Source organism: Burkholderia seminalis, assembly GCF_001718535.1.
GTDB lineage: Bacteria > Pseudomonadota > Gammaproteobacteria > Burkholderiales > Burkholderiaceae > Burkholderia > Burkholderia seminalis.
Genome location: NZ_CP013398.1, coordinates 2,119,034 through 2,136,607 on the forward strand (window position 1 = coordinate 2,119,034; position 17,574 = coordinate 2,136,607).

Annotated in this window: 13 protein-coding genes; 9 read left to right on the forward strand and 4 right to left on the reverse strand. The window is 69.0% G+C overall.

Going from position 1 to position 17,574, the window contains the following annotated elements; all coding sequences use genetic code 11:
- Window positions 1-44 precede the first annotated feature (44 nt).
- From WJ12_RS09580 to WJ12_RS09600, 5 genes are all read left to right on the forward strand, one after another.
- Entirely contained in the window at window positions 45-1,613 is a 1,569-nt protein-coding gene (locus WJ12_RS09580; protein WP_069245654.1) for a protein adenylyltransferase SelO, read from the forward strand.
- 45 nt (window positions 1,614-1,658) lie between these two features.
- Window positions 1,659-2,090, forward strand: coding sequence for a peptide-methionine (R)-S-oxide reductase MsrB (msrB, locus tag WJ12_RS09585; protein WP_034188757.1), 432 nt, complete (start codon window positions 1,659-1,661; stop codon window positions 2,088-2,090).
- A gap of 144 nt (window positions 2,091-2,234) precedes the next feature.
- Window positions 2,235-2,765: a septation protein A gene (locus WJ12_RS09590; RefSeq protein WP_034188758.1), complete on the forward strand. Its 531-nt coding sequence runs from the start codon at window positions 2,235-2,237 to the stop codon at window positions 2,763-2,765.
- 1 nt (window position 2,766) lies between these two features.
- Window positions 2,767-3,075: a BolA family protein gene (locus tag WJ12_RS09595; RefSeq protein WP_034188759.1), complete on the forward strand. Its 309-nt coding sequence runs from the start codon at window positions 2,767-2,769 to the stop codon at window positions 3,073-3,075.
- Between the two features lie 18 nt (window positions 3,076-3,093).
- Complete coding sequence (locus tag WJ12_RS09600; protein ID WP_034188760.1) at window positions 3,094-3,876, forward strand: peptidylprolyl isomerase; 783 nt, start codon at window positions 3,094-3,096, stop codon at window positions 3,874-3,876.
- 132 nt (window positions 3,877-4,008) lie between these two features.
- Here WJ12_RS09600 and WJ12_RS09605 read toward each other — a convergent pair whose 3' ends face one another.
- Together WJ12_RS09605 and purL are read right to left on the reverse strand one after the other, a co-directional pair.
- Window positions 4,009-4,554: a GNAT family N-acetyltransferase gene (locus tag WJ12_RS09605; protein WP_069245738.1), complete on the reverse strand. Its 546-nt coding sequence runs from the start codon at window positions 4,552-4,554 to the stop codon at window positions 4,009-4,011.
- A gap of 5 nt (window positions 4,555-4,559) precedes the next feature.
- Window positions 4,560-8,624 carry a phosphoribosylformylglycinamidine synthase gene (gene purL / locus WJ12_RS09610; protein WP_059561740.1) on the reverse strand — a complete coding sequence of 1,355 codons (4,065 nt, stop codon included), beginning with the start codon at window positions 8,622-8,624 and terminating at the stop codon, window positions 4,560-4,562.
- A gap of 329 nt (window positions 8,625-8,953) precedes the next feature.
- Between purL and WJ12_RS09615 the strand changes: the two genes are divergently transcribed.
- The 3 genes from WJ12_RS09615 (at window position 8,954) to pgi (ending at window position 13,589) form a co-directional block, all read left to right on the forward strand.
- Window positions 8,954-10,255, forward strand: a complete 1,302-nt coding sequence (locus tag WJ12_RS09615; protein ID WP_059561744.1) for an FAD-dependent oxidoreductase — start codon at window positions 8,954-8,956, stop codon at window positions 10,253-10,255.
- 55 nt (window positions 10,256-10,310) lie between these two features.
- Window positions 10,311-11,855: an NAD(P)H-hydrate dehydratase gene (locus tag WJ12_RS09620; RefSeq protein WP_034188763.1), complete on the forward strand. Its 1,545-nt coding sequence runs from the start codon at window positions 10,311-10,313 to the stop codon at window positions 11,853-11,855.
- 111 nt (window positions 11,856-11,966) lie between these two features.
- Window positions 11,967-13,589 (forward strand): glucose-6-phosphate isomerase, encoded by a 1,623-nt coding sequence (gene pgi / locus WJ12_RS09625; protein ID WP_059561747.1) that lies wholly within the window; start codon window positions 11,967-11,969, stop codon window positions 13,587-13,589.
- 72 nt (window positions 13,590-13,661) lie between these two features.
- On the opposite strand, the gene WJ12_RS09630 is transcribed toward pgi, so the two are convergent.
- Complete coding sequence (locus WJ12_RS09630) at window positions 13,662-14,363, reverse strand: ABC transporter ATP-binding protein (protein ID WP_034188765.1); 702 nt, start codon at window positions 14,361-14,363, stop codon at window positions 13,662-13,664.
- Here WJ12_RS09630 and WJ12_RS09635 point away from each other — a divergent pair.
- Entirely contained in the window at window positions 14,362-15,030 is a 669-nt protein-coding gene (locus WJ12_RS09635) for an arylesterase (RefSeq protein WP_034188766.1), read from the forward strand. The genes WJ12_RS09630 and WJ12_RS09635 overlap by 2 nt on opposite strands.
- Before the next feature lie 70 nt (window positions 15,031-15,100).
- Here WJ12_RS09635 and WJ12_RS09640 read toward each other — a convergent pair whose 3' ends face one another.
- Complete coding sequence (locus WJ12_RS09640) at window positions 15,101-17,035, reverse strand: SurA N-terminal domain-containing protein (RefSeq protein ID WP_069245655.1); 1,935 nt, start codon at window positions 17,033-17,035, stop codon at window positions 15,101-15,103.
- Between the last annotated feature and the right edge of the window lie 539 nt (window positions 17,036-17,574).

Below are 17,574 nucleotides of genomic sequence, written 5' to 3' on the forward strand. Positions count from 1 at the left end.
CGCGGCGCCGCCTTACAATATCGGCTTACCCAGAGGCGCTCAACATGTCGTTTTCCCGAAGCGCAGCCGATGCGGCTGACACTCTCCCCGACCTCGCCGCCACGCTCGGCGCGCCCGCCGCAGGCGCGTTCGTCACGCTGGGCGACGCGTTTCATACGCGGCTGCCGGCCGCGCCGCTTGCCGCGCCGTACGTCGTCGGCTTTTCCGGCGAAGTCGCCCGGTTGCTCGACCTGCCGCCGTCGCTGGCCGCGCAGCCCGGCTTCGCCGAGCTGTTCGCCGGCAATCCGACGCGCGACTGGCCCGCGCACGCGATGCCGTATGCGTCCGTGTATTCCGGCCACCAGTTCGGCGTGTGGGCCGGCCAGCTCGGCGACGGCCGCGCGCTGACGATCGGCGAACGCACCGGCACCGACGGCCGCCGCTACGAGCTGCAGCTGAAAGGCAGCGGCCGCACGCCGTACTCGCGGATGGGCGACGGCCGCGCGGTGCTGCGCTCGTCGATCCGCGAATTCCTGTGCTCGGAAGCGATGCATCACCTCGGCATCCCGACCACGCGCGCGCTGACGGTGATCGGTTCCGACCAGCCGGTGGTGCGCGAGGAAATCGAGACGTCGGCCGTCGTCACGCGCGTGTCGGAGAGCTTCGTGCGCTTCGGCCACTTCGAGCACTTCTTCTCGAACGATCGCCCCGACCTGCTGCGCCAGCTCGCCGATCACGTGATCGACCGCTTCTATCCGGCCTGCCGCGACGCGGACGATCCGTACCTCGCGCTGCTCGAGGCCGTGACGCTGCGCACGGCCGAGCTCGTCGCGCGATGGCAGGCCGTCGGCTTCTGCCACGGCGTGATGAACACCGACAACATGTCGATCCTCGGTGTGACGATCGACTACGGCCCGTTCGGCTTCGTCGACGCGTTCGATGCGAATCACATCTGCAACCACTCGGACAACGGCGGTCGCTACGCCTACCGGATGCAGCCGCGCATCGCGCACTGGAACTGCTACTGCCTCGCGCAGGCGCTGCTGCCGCTGATCGGGCTGCAGCACGACATCGCCGACGACGATGCGCGCGCCGAGCGCGCGGTGGACGATGCGCAGGACGTGCTCGCGACCTTCCCCGAGCGTTTCGGCCCCGCGCTCGAACGCGCGATGCGCGCGAAGCTCGGCCTCGAACTCGAACGCGAGAACGACGCCGACCTCGCCAACAAGCTGCTCGAGACGATGCACGCGAGCCACGCGGATTTCACGCTGACGTTCCGCCGCCTCGCGCAGATCTCGAAGCACGACGCGAGCCGCGACGCACCGGTGCGCGACCTGTTCATCGACCGCGAAGCGTTCGATGCGTGGGCGAACCTCTACCGCGCGCGGCTGTCCGAGGAAACGCGCGACGACGCGGCGCGCGCGGTTGCGATGAACCGCGCGAACCCGAAATACGTGCTTCGCAACCATCTGGCCGAAGTCGCGATCCGGCGCGCAAAGGAAAAGGATTTTTCGGAAGTCGAGCGGCTCGCGCAGATCCTGCGCCGCCCGTTCGACGAACAACCGGAGCATGAAGCGTACGCGGCGTTGCCGCCCGACTGGGCCGGGTCGCTCGAAGTGAGCTGCTCGTCCTGAGCCCGCAACCCGCGCGTATCGACCGACCGATCAGGAGAACCCCACATGTCCCACGATTCCGACGACAAGACCTTCCCGTACCAGAAGGACGACGCCGAGCTGCGCCGCCGCCTCACGCCGATGCAGTACGAGGTCACGCAGCACGCGGCGACCGAGCGCGCCTTCACCGGCGAATACACCGACACCGAGGATGCCGGCATCTACAAATGCATCGTCTGCAGCACGCCGCTGTTCGAGTCCGGCTCCAAGTTCCATTCCGGCTGCGGCTGGCCCAGCTACTTCAAGCCGCTCAACGGCGAGGTGATCGACGAGAAGGTCGACTACTCGCACGGGATGGTGCGCGTCGAGGTGCGCTGCAACCACTGCGGCGCGCATCTGGGCCACGTCTTCGAGGACGGCCCGCGCGACAAGACCGGTTTGCGGTACTGCATCAATTCGGCTGCGTTAAACTTCGAGTCCCGACCCGAAAACGACTGAGCGGCGCCGGGCGGATCGGCGGGGTCGACTCTCGCCGGCCGGCCAGCCCCGGGCTGGCCGCCCCGATCCGCGACGGTGGTGCCTGGCGGGTCCCTACAACGGTGAAAGGCCGCGCGAGCGGCCTTTCACGCAGCTGCGAGCGCCATGAAATTCCTGTTCGATCTGTTTCCGATCATCCTGTTTTTTGTCGCCTTCAAGGTCTGGGGCATCTTTACCGCCACCGCCGTCGCGATCATCGCGACACTGGCCCAGGTCGCATGGGTCGCCTTCCGGCACCGGAAGGTCGACACGATGCTGTGGGTCAGCCTCGGCGTGATCGTCGTCTTCGGCGGCGCCACCCTCGTCCTGCATGACGAGAAATTCATTCAATGGAAACCAACTGTGCTGTACTGGTTGTTTGCGATCGGGTTGCTCGCCGCGCGTTATGCGTTCAGCAAGAACCTGATCGAGAAGATGATGGGCAAGCAGCTCACGCTGCCGACGCCCGTGTGGGACAAGCTGAACGTCGCATGGGCGCTGTTCTTCGCGGTGCTCGGCGTCGCGAACCTGTATGTGGTACACAACTTCACCGAATCGCAATGGGTGAACTTCAAGCTGTTCGGTACGACGGGCGCGATGGTCGTGTTCATCATCCTGCAGAGCCTGTGGCTCACGAAATACCTGAAGGACGAGTGACATGACGGACGCCTTTCTCCACGCCTCGCCCGACGAGCGCATCGCGCTGATCGAGGCGCGCCTCACCGCGTCGCTGGCGCCGCTGGCGCTCACCGTGCGCGACGACAGCGCGCAGCACGCGGGCCACGCCGGCGCGGCCGCCGGCGGTCATTTCACGGTCACGATCGTCTCGGCCGCCTTCACGGGCAAGCCACGCGTCGCGCGGCACCGGCTGGTGTATGATGCGCTCGCTGATGCGATGCAGCGCGGCATTCACGCGCTCGCGATCGTGGCTTATACGCCCGAAGAATTCAACGAATCTTCAATCTAGTCTCATTAGGAATTCCCGATGATCCTGAAATCCCCCCGCCTGTGGGTCGCGGCGGCTGCTTTCGCAGCGGCACCGGCATTCGCCCAGAACATCGCCGTCGTCAACGGCACGCCGATTCCGAAGTCGCGCGCCGACGCGATGGTCGCGCAGCTCGTCCAGCAAGGGCAGACCGACGGCCCGCAACTGCAGCAGGCCGTGCGCCAGGAACTCGTGAACCGCGAAATCCTGATGCAGGAAGCAATCCGCGAAGGCATCCCGAATCGTCCGGACGTGAAGGCGCAGGTCGCCGTCGCGCAGCAGACCGTCGTGCTGCGTTCGATGATCGAGAGCTTCCTGAAGAAGAACCAGCCGACCGACGCCGAAGTGAAGGCGCGCTACGACGACCTCGTCAAGGGCGCGGGCGGCAACCGCGAATACCACCTGCACCACATCCTCGTCAGCGACGAGCAGCAGGCGAAGGACCTGATCGCGAAGATCAAGGCCGGCGCGAAGTTCGAGGATCTCGCGAAGCAATACTCGAAGGATCCGGGTTCGGGCAAGAACGGCGGCGATCTCGACTGGTCCGATCCGAAGGCGTACGTGCCGGAATTCGCGGCAGCGGCGCAGAAGCTGCAGAAAGGCCAGATGACCGACACGCCGGTGAAGACGCAGTTCGGCTGGCACATCATCCGCGTCGACGACATCCGCGACATCGCACCGCCGCCGCTCGAGCAGGTCAAGGCGCAGATCGCGCAGCAGCTCGTGCAGCAGAAGCTGCAGGCGTTCGAGGAAGGCCTGCGCCAGCAGGCGAAGATCCAGTAACGCCGGCGCGCGTCGCCCGCGCAACGAAAGAAAGCCGCTCTCCGGAGCGGCTTTTTCTTTTGATGCGCCGGACCATGCCATGCAAAAGGCCGCTCCTCAGAGCGGCCTTTTCCGTACCGGACGCGACCCGCGCTACGCGGGATAAAACACGTCGTGATAGCGCACGTCGCCCGATGGCGGCGGTGCCGATTCGTCGAACGACAATGCGAGGAAATACTCGGGCGGCACGCCCGGAAACACGATGCCGTCACGCGGTTCGAACCCGAAACGCGCATAGTACGCCGGCTCCCCGAGCACGACGCAGCCGCGCGCGCCGAGCCGGCGCAGCGCGTCGAGCCCCGTGCGCACGAGCCCCGCGCCGATGCTCTGCCGCTGGCAGTCGGGCAGCACCGCGAGCGGCGCGAGCCCATACCATTGCTGGCTGCCGGACGGCGCGCCGCCGATCGCCACCGGCGAGAACGCGACGTGGCCGATGACGCGCCCGTCGCGCTCCGCGACGAGCGACACGCTCAGCGCGCCGTCCGCGCACAGCGCATCGACGATACGCTGCTCGAACTGCCCGCCCTGCGGCTCGCCCGCGAACGCCGCGCGGATCACGCGGCCGATCGCGTCGGCCTCGCTCGCGCGTGCGTCGCGCAGCGTGACGACCTCGACCGGCGCGTGCGGATCGAACATCATCGGGATCAGCCGATCCAGCGGCGCGCGTTGCGGAACACGCGCATCCACGGGCTCGCTTCACCCCAGCCTTCCGGATGCCAGCTCATCGTCACCGTACGGTGCACGCGCTCCATGTGCGGCATCAGCACCGAGAAGCGGCCGTCGGCCGTCGTGACCGACGTGATGCCGGCCGGCGAGCCGTTCGGGTTGAACGGATAACGCTCGGTCGCCTCGCCGCGGTGGTCGACGTATCGCATCGCAACCGCGACGCGATCGATGTCGCCCTGCTGCGAGAAATCCGCATAACCTTCGCCGTGAGCGACCGCGACCGGGATCCGCGAGCCTTCCATCCCCGCGAAGAAGATCGACGGCGACTTCTCCACTTCGACGAACGAGAAGCGCGCCTCGAACTGCTCGGACTTGTTGCGCGTGAACTTCGGCCACGCTTCCGCGCCCGGGATCATCGACGCGATGCTCGACAGCATCTGGCAGCCGTTGCAGATGCCGAGGGCGAACGTGTCGGGGCGCGCGAAGAACGCCGAGAACATGTCGGCGAGGTTCGCGTTGAAACGAATCGTCTTCGCCCAGCCTTCGCCCGCGCCCAGCACGTCGCCATACGAGAAGCCGCCGCACGCGACCGCACCCGCGAAATCGGCGAGCGTCGCGCGGCCGGCGAGCAGGTCGCTCATGTGCACGTCGTGCGCGTCGAAGCCCGCACGGTCGAACGCGTAGGCCGTTTCCAGGTGCGAATTCACGCCCTGCTCGCGCAGGATCGCGACGCGCGGCCGCGCGCCCGTCGCGATGAACGGCGCGGCGATGTCGTCGGCCGGATCGAAGCTCAGCACCGGCGAGATGCCCGGATCGGCCGCATCGAGCAGCGCGTCGTATTCGGCGTCCGCGCAGGCGGGGTTGTCGCGCAGGCGCGCGATGCGCCAGCTCACTTCGCTCCACGCGCGATGGAGTTCGGCACGCGGCGCGTCGAAGATCTTCTTCGCGTCGCGGTACACCTCGATCACGTCGCGGTCGTTGACCGAGCCGATCACGTGCGAGCACGCCGACAGGCCGAACTCGCGCAGCGCGCCGAGCACCGCGTCGCGGTCGGCCGCCCGCACCTGCACGACGGCGCCGAGTTCTTCCGAGAACAGCGCGCGCAGCGTGCGGTCGTCACGACGGCCGCTCGTCTGCTTCGCCCAGTCCTTCGCGTCGCCGTAGTCGGATTCGTGGTTCGGGTCGAGCGTCAGCATGTCGACGTTCAGCGACACGCCGGCGTGGCCCGCGAACGCCATTTCGCACACCGTCGCCCACAGGCCGCCGTCCGAGCGGTCGTGGTACGCGAGCAGCTTGTCTTGCGCATTGAGCGACTGGATCGCGGTGAAGAAGCGCTTCAGGTCTTCGGCGTCGTCGACGTCCGGCGTCGTGTCGCCGACCTGCTGCGTGACCTGCGCGAAGATGCTGCCGCCCATCCGGTTCTTGCCGCGGCCGAGATCGATCGCGATCAGCACGCTGTCGCCCGCGTCGGCGATGCGGCGCAATTGCGGCGTCAGGTGACGGCGCACGTCCTCGACCGGCGCGAACGCGGAGATGATCAGCGACACCGGCGACACCACTTCCTTCGCGACGCCCTGCTCGTCCCACTTCGTCTTCATCGACAGCGAGTCCTTGCCGACCGGGATGCCGATCCCGAGTGCCGGGCACAGCTCCATGCCGATCGCCTTGACCGTGTCGAACAGCGCGGCGTCCTCGCCGGCCGTGCCGCACGCGGCCATCCAGTTCGCCGACAGCTTCAGCTTGTCGAGCGACGCGATCGGCGCGCTCGCGATGTTCGTGATCGCCTCGCCGACGGCCATGCGGCCCGATGCGGGCGCGTCGATCACCGCGAGCGGCGTGCGCTCGGCCATCGTCATCGCCTCGCCCTTGAAGCCCGCGTAGTCGAGCGCGGTCACCGCGCAGTCGGCCACCGGCACCTGCCACGGGCCGACCATCTGGTCGCGCACCGACGTGCCGCCGACCGAACGGTCGCCGATCGTGATCAGGAACGACTTGCTGCCGACCGTCGGGTGCTTCAGCACGTCGATCGCGACTTCCGACAGCGCGATGCCCGTCACGTCGACCGGCGCGCGCTCGGTCGTCACGCGCGCGACGTCGCGATGCATGCGCGGCGGCTTGCCGAGCAGCACTTCCATCGGCATGTCGACCGGGTATTCGTCGGCGCCCGTCGCTTCGTCGTCGACCAGCTTCAGCTGGCGCTCGTCGGTCGCGACGCCGACCACCGCGAACGGGCAGCGCTCACGCGCGCAGATCGCCTCGAAGCGCGGCAGGTCGGCCGGCGCGATCGCCAGCACGTAGCGCTCCTGCGCTTCGTTCGACCAGATTTCGCGCGGCGACAGGCCCGATTCCTCGAGCGCGACCTTGCGCAGTTCGAAGCGCGCGCCCTTGCCCGCGCCGTCGACGATTTCCGGGAACGCGTTGGACAGGCCGCCCGCGCCGACGTCGTGGATGCTCAGGATCGGGTTTTCCGCGCCGAGCTGCCAGCAGCCGTTGATCACTTCCTGCGCGCGCCGCTCGATTTCCGGGTTGCCGCGCTGCACGGAGTCGAAGTCGAGCTCGGCCGTGTTCGCGCCGGTCGCCATCGAGCTCGCCGCGCCGCCGCCCATCCCGATCCGCATGCCGGGGCCGCCGATCTGGATCAGCAGCGAGCCGGCCGGCACGTCATGCTTGTGCGTATGCTGATCCGCGATGTTGCCGAGGCCGCCCGCGATCATGATCGGCTTGTGATAACCATGCACCTTCCCGCCGACGTTCTGCTCGTACACGCGGAAGTAGCCGCCGAGGTTCGGGCGGCCGAATTCGTTGTTGAACGCGGCGCCGCCGAGCGGGCCGTCGATCATGATCTGCAGCGGCGACGCGATGCGGTCCGGACGGCCGTACGGGCCGTGCGCGTCGTTCGGGTTGCGCTCGCCGACCGGCTGCGCCGCGTCACGTGCGTTTTCCCACGGCTGGCGGGCGTCCGGCAGGTCGAGGTTGGACACGGTGAAGCCCGTCAGGCCGGCCTTCGGACGCGCGCCGCGGCCCGTCGCGCCTTCGTCGCGGATCTCGCCGCCCGCGCCGGTCGCCGCGCCCGGGAACGGCGAGATCGCCGTCGGGTGGTTGTGCGTCTCGACCTTCATCAGCGTGTGCGTGAGCTCGGTATGGCGGCCGTAGCGCTCGCCCGGCTCGCCGGCCGCGCCCGCGTTGCGCGGGAACCAGCGCTCGGCTTCGGCGCCCACCATGATCGACGAGTTGTCCGAATACGCGACGATCGTGCCCTGCGGGCTCAGTTTTTCGGTGTTGCGGATCATCGCGAACAGCGACATGTCCTGCGCTTCGCCGTCGATCGTCCACTGCGCGTTGAAGATCTTGTGGCGGCAGTGTTCGCTGTTCGCCTGCGCGAACATCATCAGCTCGACGTCGGTCGGGTTGCGTTCGAGCTTGCGGAACGCGTCGACCAGGTAGTCGATCTCGTCGTCGGCGAGCGCGAGGCCCAGCTCGACGTTCGCGCGCTCGAGCGCGCCGCGGCCGATACCCAGCACGTCGACGGTCGACAGCGGCTTGGCCGGCAGTTCGTCGAACAGGTGCTTCGCGTCGTCGCGCGCCGCGACCACGCTTTCGGTCATCCGGTCATGCAGCGCGGTCGCGACGGCCGCGCGCGCCTCGTCCGACAGCGCCTTCTTGCCGCCGAGCAGGCCCGACTTCAGCGTGACCGTGAATTCGACGCCGCGCTCGATGCGGCGCACGTGCGTGAGGCCGCAGTGCTGCGCGATGTCGGTCGCCTTGCTCGCCCACGGCGAGACGGTGCCGAAGCGCGGCAGCACGACGAAGGTCTCGGTGGCGCCCTTCTCGCTCGCCGGCTGGAACGGCGCGCCGTAGTGCATCAGCGCGTCGATGCGCGCGCTGTCGTCGGCCGACAGCGGCTCGGCCGCATTGACGAAGTGCAGGAACTGGCCGCGCACCGCGACGATGTTGGCGTCGATTTGCCTGAGCGTGTCGAGCAGACGGGTTTGACGGAAATCGGAGAGGGCCGAAGCGCCGGGAAAACACGAGAAGTGAGCCATGGGCTGGACTGACGTCGATGAGTCGCGCGAGGTGGCGACGTGGGGCGAAAGGAAGGCCGTAATTATACCCGGAAGTCGAGCGCCCAAGACCGGCGATCGGTCGTCCGCATGCACCGCGACGGTGCCCGGGTACGTGCCGCGCGCGGCGGCCCGCCAGGCCGGCCCGCACGGGTGCGCTGGCAGGCCGCCGTGGTGCGACCGCACGGCGCATGTTCGCCCGCCGCCGGTTCCGGCGCTTTTGGCGCTATCATTCCGGGTTCACCGGGCCGGGGGCCTCAGCGAATTTTCACCGGGCAGCGTGCGCGCCACCCGTCATCGAAGCAATCTCCATGGATGTCATCGTCATCGGCGGCGGAATCAGCGGCGTCGCCACCGCCTACCAGCTGCGCGCGGCCGGCCATCGCGTCTGCGTGGTCGAACGCCACGCGACCGTCGCGCAGGGGGCGACCTACGGCGACGGCGGCGCGCTGCTGCCGAGCCCGCTCGACGTCTGGTTCGGCCCGACCTTCATGCGCCAGCGCCAGCCGCGCGACAGCGGCATCGTCTACAAGCCGGGCCTCAACGGCGGCGTCCGCCGCTTCGTCAAGCAGCTCGGCACGCTGCGCGAGCCCGACGCGTTCGCCGCGCAGTACGCCCGGCTGCGCCCGCTGATCGACGCATCGCGCGACACGCTCGCCGACATCGAGGCGCGCCTCGAACTCGAATTCGAGCAGAAGCCCGGCATCCTGCACGTGGTGCGCGACCCGCGCGACTGGGATGCGCTGCAGCCCGCGCTCGACCTGCTGCGCACGCTCGACCAGCCGTACCGCACGCTCACCGCCGCCGAATGCGCGGCGCTCGAACCGTCGGTACCGGCCGAGCCCGGCTTCGCCGGCGGCGTGCTGCTCGAAACCGAGCGCACCGGCAACTGCCCGCTGTTCGCGAAACTGGTCAAGCAGACGCTCGACGAGCACGGCGTGCAGTTCCGCTTCGGCGCGGACGTCGCCGCGATCCGCGTCGACAGCGGCCGCGCCGCGGTCGAGCTCGCGCCGTCCGGCAACCGGACCGCGGCCCGGGCGCGCGAGGTCGACGTGATTTCCGCCGACGCGATCGTGGTCGCCGCCGGCGCCGGCAGCGTACCGTTGCTCGAACGGCTCGGCTGGCGCCTGCCGCTGCACCCGGTGCGCGTCCACACGCTCACCGCGCCGGTCGCGTACGAGGAACACGCGCCGCACCTGAGCGTCGTCGATTCGATCAAGCGGATCTCGATCACGCGCACCCACCAGCGGCTGCGCGTCGGCGGCGGCGCCGTGCTGCAAAGCCTCGCCGACACCGCGAAGCCGCTCGCCGAGCCGCTGTCCGAGGCCGCGCTCGCGCTGCTCGGCCAGGCCGTTCACGACTGGGTGCCGGGCGCCGCGAGGATTTCGGCCGCGCTGTCGTGGCAAGGCATGCAGCTGCTGTCGCCGGACGGCCTGCCCGTCGTGGGTCCGACCCCGCATCCGCGCGTGTTCGTCAACTTCGGGCATGGCCCGACCGGCTGGGGCCTCGCATGCGGGTCTGCTAAAGTGGTGACCGACTACCTGGGCGGCGACGCCCGGCAGTGGCCCGCCGACACGCTCGCCGCGCTCGGCGCCGGCCGCTTCACCCCCTGACCGCCACGCGGGCTCGCCCCGTGGCGGCATCCTTGCCAGCCGCCACGATCCCGCGATGACCGTTACCCGCCCGCTTCCCGATTCCGACCCGATCGCGCTGCTGCGCGTCGCCGACCTGCGCGCGGCCGAAGCCGACGCCGCCGCGGCGCTGCCGCCGCACACGCTGATGGGCCGCGCGGGCGCCGCCGCCGCGCACTGGCTGTCCGAGCGCGTCGCCGGCGACGACCGCCCCGTCTGGTTCGCGGTCGGCCCCGGCAACAACGGCGGCGACGCGCTGGTGGCCGCCGCGCACCTCCAGCAGCTCGGTGTCGCGACGCAGGCGTGGATGCCGGTACCGGTCAAGCCGGACGACGCGCAATGGGCGCTCGGCCTCGCCCGCACGGCCGGCGTGCCGCTGTCGGCCACACCGCCCGCCTCGCTGGACGAATACGCGTGGGTCGTCGACGGGCTGTTCGGCATCGGTCTCGGCCGCGCGCTCGACGGCGCATTCGCCGAGCAGGCCGCGCGGATCGCCGCGCATGCGCGCAACGGCGGCCGGGTGCTCGCCCTCGACGTGCCGAGCGGGCTCGACAGCGATACCGGCCGGATCGTCGGCGCGGGTGTCGCCGTCGCGGCCACCCACACGCTCACCTTCATCGGCGCGAAACCGGGCCTCTACACGGGCGACGGCCGCGACCTCGCCGGCGCGATCGACATCGCATCGCTCGACGTCGCGCCGCCCGCCGCGCCGGCCATCGTGCTGAATGCGCCCGCGCGGTTCGTGGCGGCGCTGCCCGCGCGCGCGCATTCGTCCCACAAGGGTACGTACGGCAGCCTGGCGGTGCTCGGCGGCGATACCGGCATGTGCGGCGCGCCGATCCTGGCCGCGCGCGCCGCGCTGTTCGCCGGCGCCGGCAAGGTGCACGTCGGCTTCCTTGGCGCCGGCGCGCCGCCGTACGACCCGCCGTTCCCCGAACTGATGCTGCACCCGGCCGACGGCCTCGATCTCGATGCGATGACCGCGCTCGCCGCCGGCTGCGGACTCGGTATGCGCGAGGCCGCGGCGACCCTCGTGCGCGATGTGCTCGCGCACGCCGCCGCGACGCTGCTCGATGCCGACGCGCTGAACCTCGTCGCGACGCACGCGGATCTCGCGGCCGCCGTCGCCGCACGCGGCGCGCACGGCCATCCGTGCGTGCTGACGCCGCATCCGCTCGAAGCCGCGCGGCTGCTCGGCGGCGACACGGCCGCCGTGCAGCGGGACCGCGTCGCGGCCGCGCAGGCGCTTGCCACGCGTTATGCGGCGATCGTCGTGCTGAAAGGCTCGGGCACGGTGATTGCGGCACCCGACGGCCGCGTGACGATCAACCCGACCGGCAACGCGGCGCTCGCCACGGGCGGCACCGGCGACGTGCTCGGCGGCCTGATCGGCGCGCTGCTCGCGCAGCGCGTCGCGCCGTACGAAGCGGCGCTCGCGGGCGTCTACCTGCACGGGCTCGCCGCCGACACGCTGACCGCGAACGGCATCGGCCCGGCCGGGCTCACCGCGGGCGAACTCGCGCCGATGGTCCGCACGCTGATCAATCGCCTTTTTTATCCGTCGCCGCGCGCCGACACGTAACGCCGCTATACTGACTGCCCCGCCGCACGGCGGGCCCTCTCGTCCGCCGGCCTTCCGATCCCGATGAGCCGGCGCGGCATTCCTCCCGATTCACGCTTCACTCGAACCGCCATGACGCTGAATTCGCTCCCCGCCTGGACTGCCCTTCAATCCCACTTCGAACAGATCCGTCACGCCCGGTTGCGCGACTGGTTCGCGCCGGAAAACGACCGTGCGCCGACCCGCGCCGAACGCTTCACGATTCCGGGCGGCGGTCTCGCGGCCGATTTCTCGAAGAACCGCATCGACGACGAAACCCTGCGCCTGCTCGTGCAGCTCGCACGCGACGCAGGTGTCGAAGCGCGCCGCGACGCGATGTTCGCGGGCGAGATCGTCAACCCGACCGAAGGCCGCGCCGCGCTGCATACCGCGCTGCGCGCGACCGACCCGCAAGCGCCGTTCCACGCGCAGGTGAGCGCCGAGCGCGCGAAGATGGCAACCTTTGCGCGCGCCGTGCGCAGCGGCACCTGGACGGGCTACACGGGCAAGCGCATCCGTCACGTGATCAACATCGGCATCGGCGGTTCCGATCTCGGCCCGAAGATGGTCGTGCATGCACTGCACCACGTCGCGACGCCGGAAATCTCGACCCACTTCGTGTCGAACGTCGACGGCGCCGATCTCGCGCGCGTGCTCGAACAGGTCGATCCCGAGGAAACGCTCGCGATCATTGTGTCGAAGACCTTCACGACGCTCGAGACGATGACGAACGCCCGCTCGCTGCGCGACTGGTTCGTCGCGCGCGGCTGCCCCGAGGACGCGCTGTCGAAGCACTTCGTCGGCGTGTCGGCGAACCCGGCCGAAGTCGTGAAGTTCGGCATCGCCGCGGACAACGTGTTCGAAATGTGGGACTGGGTCGGCGGCCGCTATTCGCTGTGGTCGGCGGTCGGCCTGTCGATCATGATCGCGATCGGCCCCGAGCAGTTCGACGAACTGCTGGCCGGCGCGAACGACATGGACCGCCATTTCCGCGAAGCGCCGCTGGAACGCAACCTGCCGGTGCTGCTCGGCCTGATCGGCATCTGGTACCGGAATTTCTTCGGTTCGCAGAGTTATCTCGTCGCGCCGTACTCGGAAGCGCTGCACTACCTGCCGTCGTACCTGCAGCAGCTCGAAATGGAAAGCAACGGCAAATCCGCGCGCCTGGACGGCACCTTCGTCGATTACCCGACGTCGGCCGTCACGTGGGGCGAGCCGGGCACCAACGGGCAGCACGCGTTCTTCCAGATGCTGCACCAGGGGCCGACGATCGTGCCGATCGACTTCATCGCGGTGCTGACGCCCGAGCATCCGCTCGCGAGCCATCATCCGAAGCTGCTCGCGAACTGCTTCGCGCAGAGCGAGGCACTGATGCTCGGCCGCACGCTCGACGAAGCGCGCAAGATCGCCGGGCCCGGCAAGGAGGCGCTCGCGCCGCACCTGACGTTCCCCGGCAACCGCCCGACCACGACGCTGCTCGTCGATGCGCTGACGCCGCGCACGCTCGGCGCGCTGATCGCGCTTTACGAACACAAGGTGCTCGTGCAGGCAACGGTGTGGGACATCAATCCGTTCGACCAGTGGGGCGTCGAGCTCGGCAAGATTCTCGGCAAGGTGGTCGAAGCCGACCTGTCGGCCGAGTCGGTCGATCCGGCGAAGCACGACTCGTCGACCACGGCGCTGATCGAGCGCGCCCGCGCGGCGCTGAAGCGCTGACGCGACGGCGTCATGCCCGTGGCGGCCGCGCGGCCCACCCTGCGCGGCCGGCAGAACGATTCACGCGTGGCGCTATGCCGTATGCGGTGTGACGATGCGGCCGGTGTCGAGCGTCACGGTCGTCTCGCAGCGGCGCGCGAGTTCGGCATCGTGCGTGACGAGCACGAGCGTGGCGCCGTGCGTGCGGTTCAGTTCGAACATCAGGTCGATGACCGCATGGCCCGTCGCCGCGTCGAGACTGCCGGTCGGCTCGTCGGCGAACAGGACCGCCGGGCGCGTGACGAACGCGCGCGCGAGTGCGACGCGTTGCTGCTCGCCGCCCGACAACAGCTTCGGGTAATGCGCGGTGCGTTCGCCGAGCCCGACCTGCACGAGCAGCGCGCGGGCCCGGTCGGCTGCCTCGCGCGCGCTGATGCCGCCCCGCAGCTCGAGCGGCAGCATCACGTTCTCGAGCGCCGTCAGGTGCGGCATCAGCTGGAACGACTGGAACACGAACCCGACCGCGCCGTTGCGCAGCGCGGCGCGCTCGTCCTCGTCGAGCTGGTCGAGCACGCGGCCGAGCAGGCGAACCGTGCCGCTCGTCGCGCTGTCCAATCCCGCAAGCAGGCCGAGCAGCGTCGATTTGCCCGACCCGGACGCGCCGACGATCGCGAGGCTGCTGCCCGGCTGCACCGCAAGCGTGATGCCGTCGAGGATCGTCAGCTCGCCCGTCGCATCGGCGACCCGCTTGCATACGTCATGGACTTCGATGATCGGATCGGTAATCTTGAACATGAACACGACATTTCGCTGGAAAAGACGCACGGCGCTCACCGCGCTGCTGGGCACCCTGTTTGCCACCACGCTACCGGCACACGCCGCGACGACGCCGACATCGGGCCAGCCCGTGATCGCCGTGCTCGGCGACAGCCTGTCGGCCGAATACGGGCTGCCGCGCGACACCGGCTGGGTGGCCTTGCTGCGGCAGCGGCTCACGACCGAGCGAATCGATTATAGCGTCGCGAACGCCAGCGTCAGCGGCGACACCACGAGCGGCGGCCGTGCGCGGCTGCCCGCGGTGCTGCAGCGGCTCAAGCCGTCGATCGTCGTCGTCGAACTCGGTTCGAACGATGCGCTGCGCGGCGTGCCGCTCGCGACGACCGAGCAGAACCTGCGCGACATCATCGCCGACGCGCGACGCGCACAGGCCCGCGTCGTCCTGGTCGGCATGTACGTGCCACCCAACTACGGCCCCGACTACACGCAGAAGTTCCACGCCGTCTATACGCGACTGTCGAAGGATCTCGGCGTGCCGCTCGTGCCGTTCCTGCTGGCCGGTATCGAGAACAAGCCCGAGATGTTCCAGGCCGATCAGATGCATCCGTCGCAGCAGGCGCAGGGCGTGCTGCTCGACAACGTGTGGCCGGCGCTGAAGCCGCTGCTCGGCAAGCCGCGCGGCTGACGCCGCCGCCCGGCCGGAAAACAAAAAGCCCCGCTCGAAGCGGGGCTTTTTGTTGCGTGCGAAACGATGCTCAGTCGTCGCCGTCCTGCTTCTGGCTGGACGGCGAACCGTACAGCTTGACCTTCGAGCGATCGCGCAGCGCGCTCAGATAGGCCTCGCCTTCGCTCTGTGCGTCGACTTGCGCCATCTGCTGCTGCGCGGCCGCCAGTTGCTGAGGATCGACCGCCGAACCGGGGATCACCGCGTTCACGCGGTAGATCGCATAGCCATCCGCGCCGAGATCGACCCCGACGTAGGCCGGCAGCGTCTTCGCATCGACCTTGTAGACGGCGCTCAGCGCAGCCGGCGTCAGGCCTTGCGACTGCGTGCGCGACACCTTCTGCGCAGCCGAGAACCCGTCGGCCGATTTCGACTTCTGCAGTTCGGCGAGCTTCGCCGCGCCATCCTTCTTCGCGAGTTCCGCAGCCTGCTCGGCGACGACCTTCTGACGCACGACGTCCTTGATCGCGTCGAGCGCGGGCACGGCCGCCGGCTTGTAGTCGGTCACGCGCGCCGAGATCAGCGTGTTGTTGCCGACGTCGATCGCCTGCGTGTTGTTCCGGTTCTTCACCGAGTCGTTCGCGAACACGGCAGCCAGGAACTTCGGATTGTTCAGCGGGCTCGTCGGCGGCAGCTGCGGATTCGGCGTCGGCGTGACGGTGGCCGTCTGGATCGTCAGCTTGTACTTGTCCGCGGCCGGCTGCAAAGTTTTCGCCTTTTCGTAGACGGTCGACGTGAAGCCTTCCGCGTTGTCCGTGAACGCCTTCGACGCGTACTGCTGCTTCAGGTCGGCCGCGATCTGGTCCTTCACGTCCGCGAACGGCTTCACGGCCGCCGGCTTCACTTCGGTCGCCTTCAGGATGTGGAAGCCGAGATCCGACTGCACGACACCGCTCACGTCACCCTGCTTGAGCGCGAACGCGGCATCGTCGAACGCCTTGCCGCCGGCCGTCGAGCCGCGCGTGATGAAGCCGAGGTCGCCGCCCTTCGCCGCCGACGGCGCGTCCTGCGAGTTCTTCTGCGCAATCTGCGCGAACTGATCCGGATGCGCCTTCACGTCGGCGAGCAGTTGCTCGGCCTTCGCCTTGGCCGCTGCCTTGTCGGCCGCGCTCGCGCTGCCCGGTGCGGCGATGAAGATGTGGCTCACGCGCACCTGCGCTTCGGTGCGGAAATGCGTCGGGTTGTCGTCGTAGAACTTCTTGATGTCCGCGTCGGTCGGCTGCGCGCTCGCGGCGGCCGCGGCCGGCGAATAGACGAGGTACTGGATCGTCGCGGTCTCCGGCGCCGCGAAGCTCTGCTTGTGCGCGTCATAGTACGCGGTGAGCTGCGCGTCGGTCGGCTGGACCTTCGCGGCGAAGTCGCTCGTCTTCAGCACGAGCGCCTGCACTTCGCGCTGCTGCGCGGCGAGTTCGGACAGGCGTTGCGCGAGGCTCTTCGGCGTGAACGCGCTCGACACGATGCTGGCCGGAATCTGCTGCAGCGCGAGGCTGTAGCGCACGCGCTCCTGATACTGCTCGGGCGTCATCCCCTGGAACGACAGCAGCTGCGCATAGCGCTCGACGTCGATCGAGCCGTCGGGCTTCTTCAGCGACGCGATCATCGGGTCGCTCATCAGTGCGTCGCGCACGGCATTGTCCGATGCGGTCAGGTGCAGACGTTGCGTCTCGTCGGCCAGCACGCGTTGCTGGATCAGGCCGTCGAGCACCTGCTTGCGATGCTCGGGCGTATCGAACATCTTGATGTCGAACTGCCCGCCGAGTGCCTGGCGCGCCTGGTCGATCTGCTGGCGGAACGCGCCGTCGAATTCGACCCGCGTGATCTTGTGCCCGTTGACTGCCGCGACGTTCGCACTATCGTCGAAGAAGCCGCGGAAGCCTTGGATCCCGACGAAACCCAGCCCCGGCAACACGATCAGGAGCAGGAGCGCCATCATCAGGCGCTGGTGATTACGGAAGAAATCGAGCATGCGTGACGGGAAAATTGGACAAAACGCCCGATATTACAACATACGGGGTGGGACGGGAGAAAAGCGGCGACGCCCGCGGCAGGCACCATCGGAAGTACGAGCAAAAATACCCGCCTTTCGGCACGGGGCGCACGCCATCACCGGCCCCTCCTCGCGAAGCTCCGACAGCCACTCGCCCAATTGTCGCCTTCCCATCGCGGCGGCCCCGGCTCGCGGCACACGATCATTCGTTCGCCGAGCGGGCTTGCCTGATGCGGCGCTGCCGCCATCGGCACCGACGACCGCAAGGCAGGGCCGGGGCCGCGAATCGAGCCAGTCAATGGAAGACGCCGGACACCGGGGCACACGACACAAGCCTGGCATGCGCGTCCGGGTCTTTGGCCGCGAGCAATGCGACGGCCGGAAAGACGACAAGGATCGACCGCACGACGCTGATCGGTCGATACCGCCCTAACGAGTCGTCGGACTTTGCATATCGAAAATAGATCGTTCGTGCCGCATCGCAAGCCGGATACGCTTTCCGCGCCGTGCAGCCCGTG

Coding starts and splice junctions, on each gene's coding strand:
- msrB (WP_034188757.1), top strand. CDS start 1,659: ATGTCCCACGATTCCGACGACAAGACCTTCCCGTACCAGAAGGACGAC.
- WJ12_RS09580 (WP_069245654.1), top strand. CDS start 45: ATGTCGTTTTCCCGAAGCGCAGCCGATGCGGCTGACACTCTCCCCGAC.
- WJ12_RS09640 (WP_069245655.1), bottom strand. CDS start 17,035: ATGCTCGATTTCTTCCGTAATCACCAGCGCCTGATGATGGCGCTCCTG.
- WJ12_RS09595 (WP_034188759.1), top strand. CDS start 2,767: ATGACGGACGCCTTTCTCCACGCCTCGCCCGACGAGCGCATCGCGCTG.
- WJ12_RS09600 (WP_034188760.1), top strand. CDS start 3,094: ATGATCCTGAAATCCCCCCGCCTGTGGGTCGCGGCGGCTGCTTTCGCA.
- purL (WP_059561740.1), bottom strand. CDS start 8,624: ATGGCTCACTTCTCGTGTTTTCCCGGCGCTTCGGCCCTCTCCGATTTC.
- WJ12_RS09605 (WP_069245738.1), bottom strand. CDS start 4,554: ATGATGTTCGATCCGCACGCGCCGGTCGAGGTCGTCACGCTGCGCGAC.
- WJ12_RS09615 (WP_059561744.1), top strand. CDS start 8,954: ATGGATGTCATCGTCATCGGCGGCGGAATCAGCGGCGTCGCCACCGCC.
- WJ12_RS09590 (WP_034188758.1), top strand. CDS start 2,235: ATGAAATTCCTGTTCGATCTGTTTCCGATCATCCTGTTTTTTGTCGCC.
- pgi (WP_059561747.1), top strand. CDS start 11,967: ATGACGCTGAATTCGCTCCCCGCCTGGACTGCCCTTCAATCCCACTTC.
- WJ12_RS09635 (WP_034188766.1), top strand. CDS start 14,362: ATGAACACGACATTTCGCTGGAAAAGACGCACGGCGCTCACCGCGCTG.
- WJ12_RS09620 (WP_034188763.1), top strand. CDS start 10,311: ATGACCGTTACCCGCCCGCTTCCCGATTCCGACCCGATCGCGCTGCTG.
- WJ12_RS09630 (WP_034188765.1), bottom strand. CDS start 14,363: ATGTTCAAGATTACCGATCCGATCATCGAAGTCCATGACGTATGCAAG.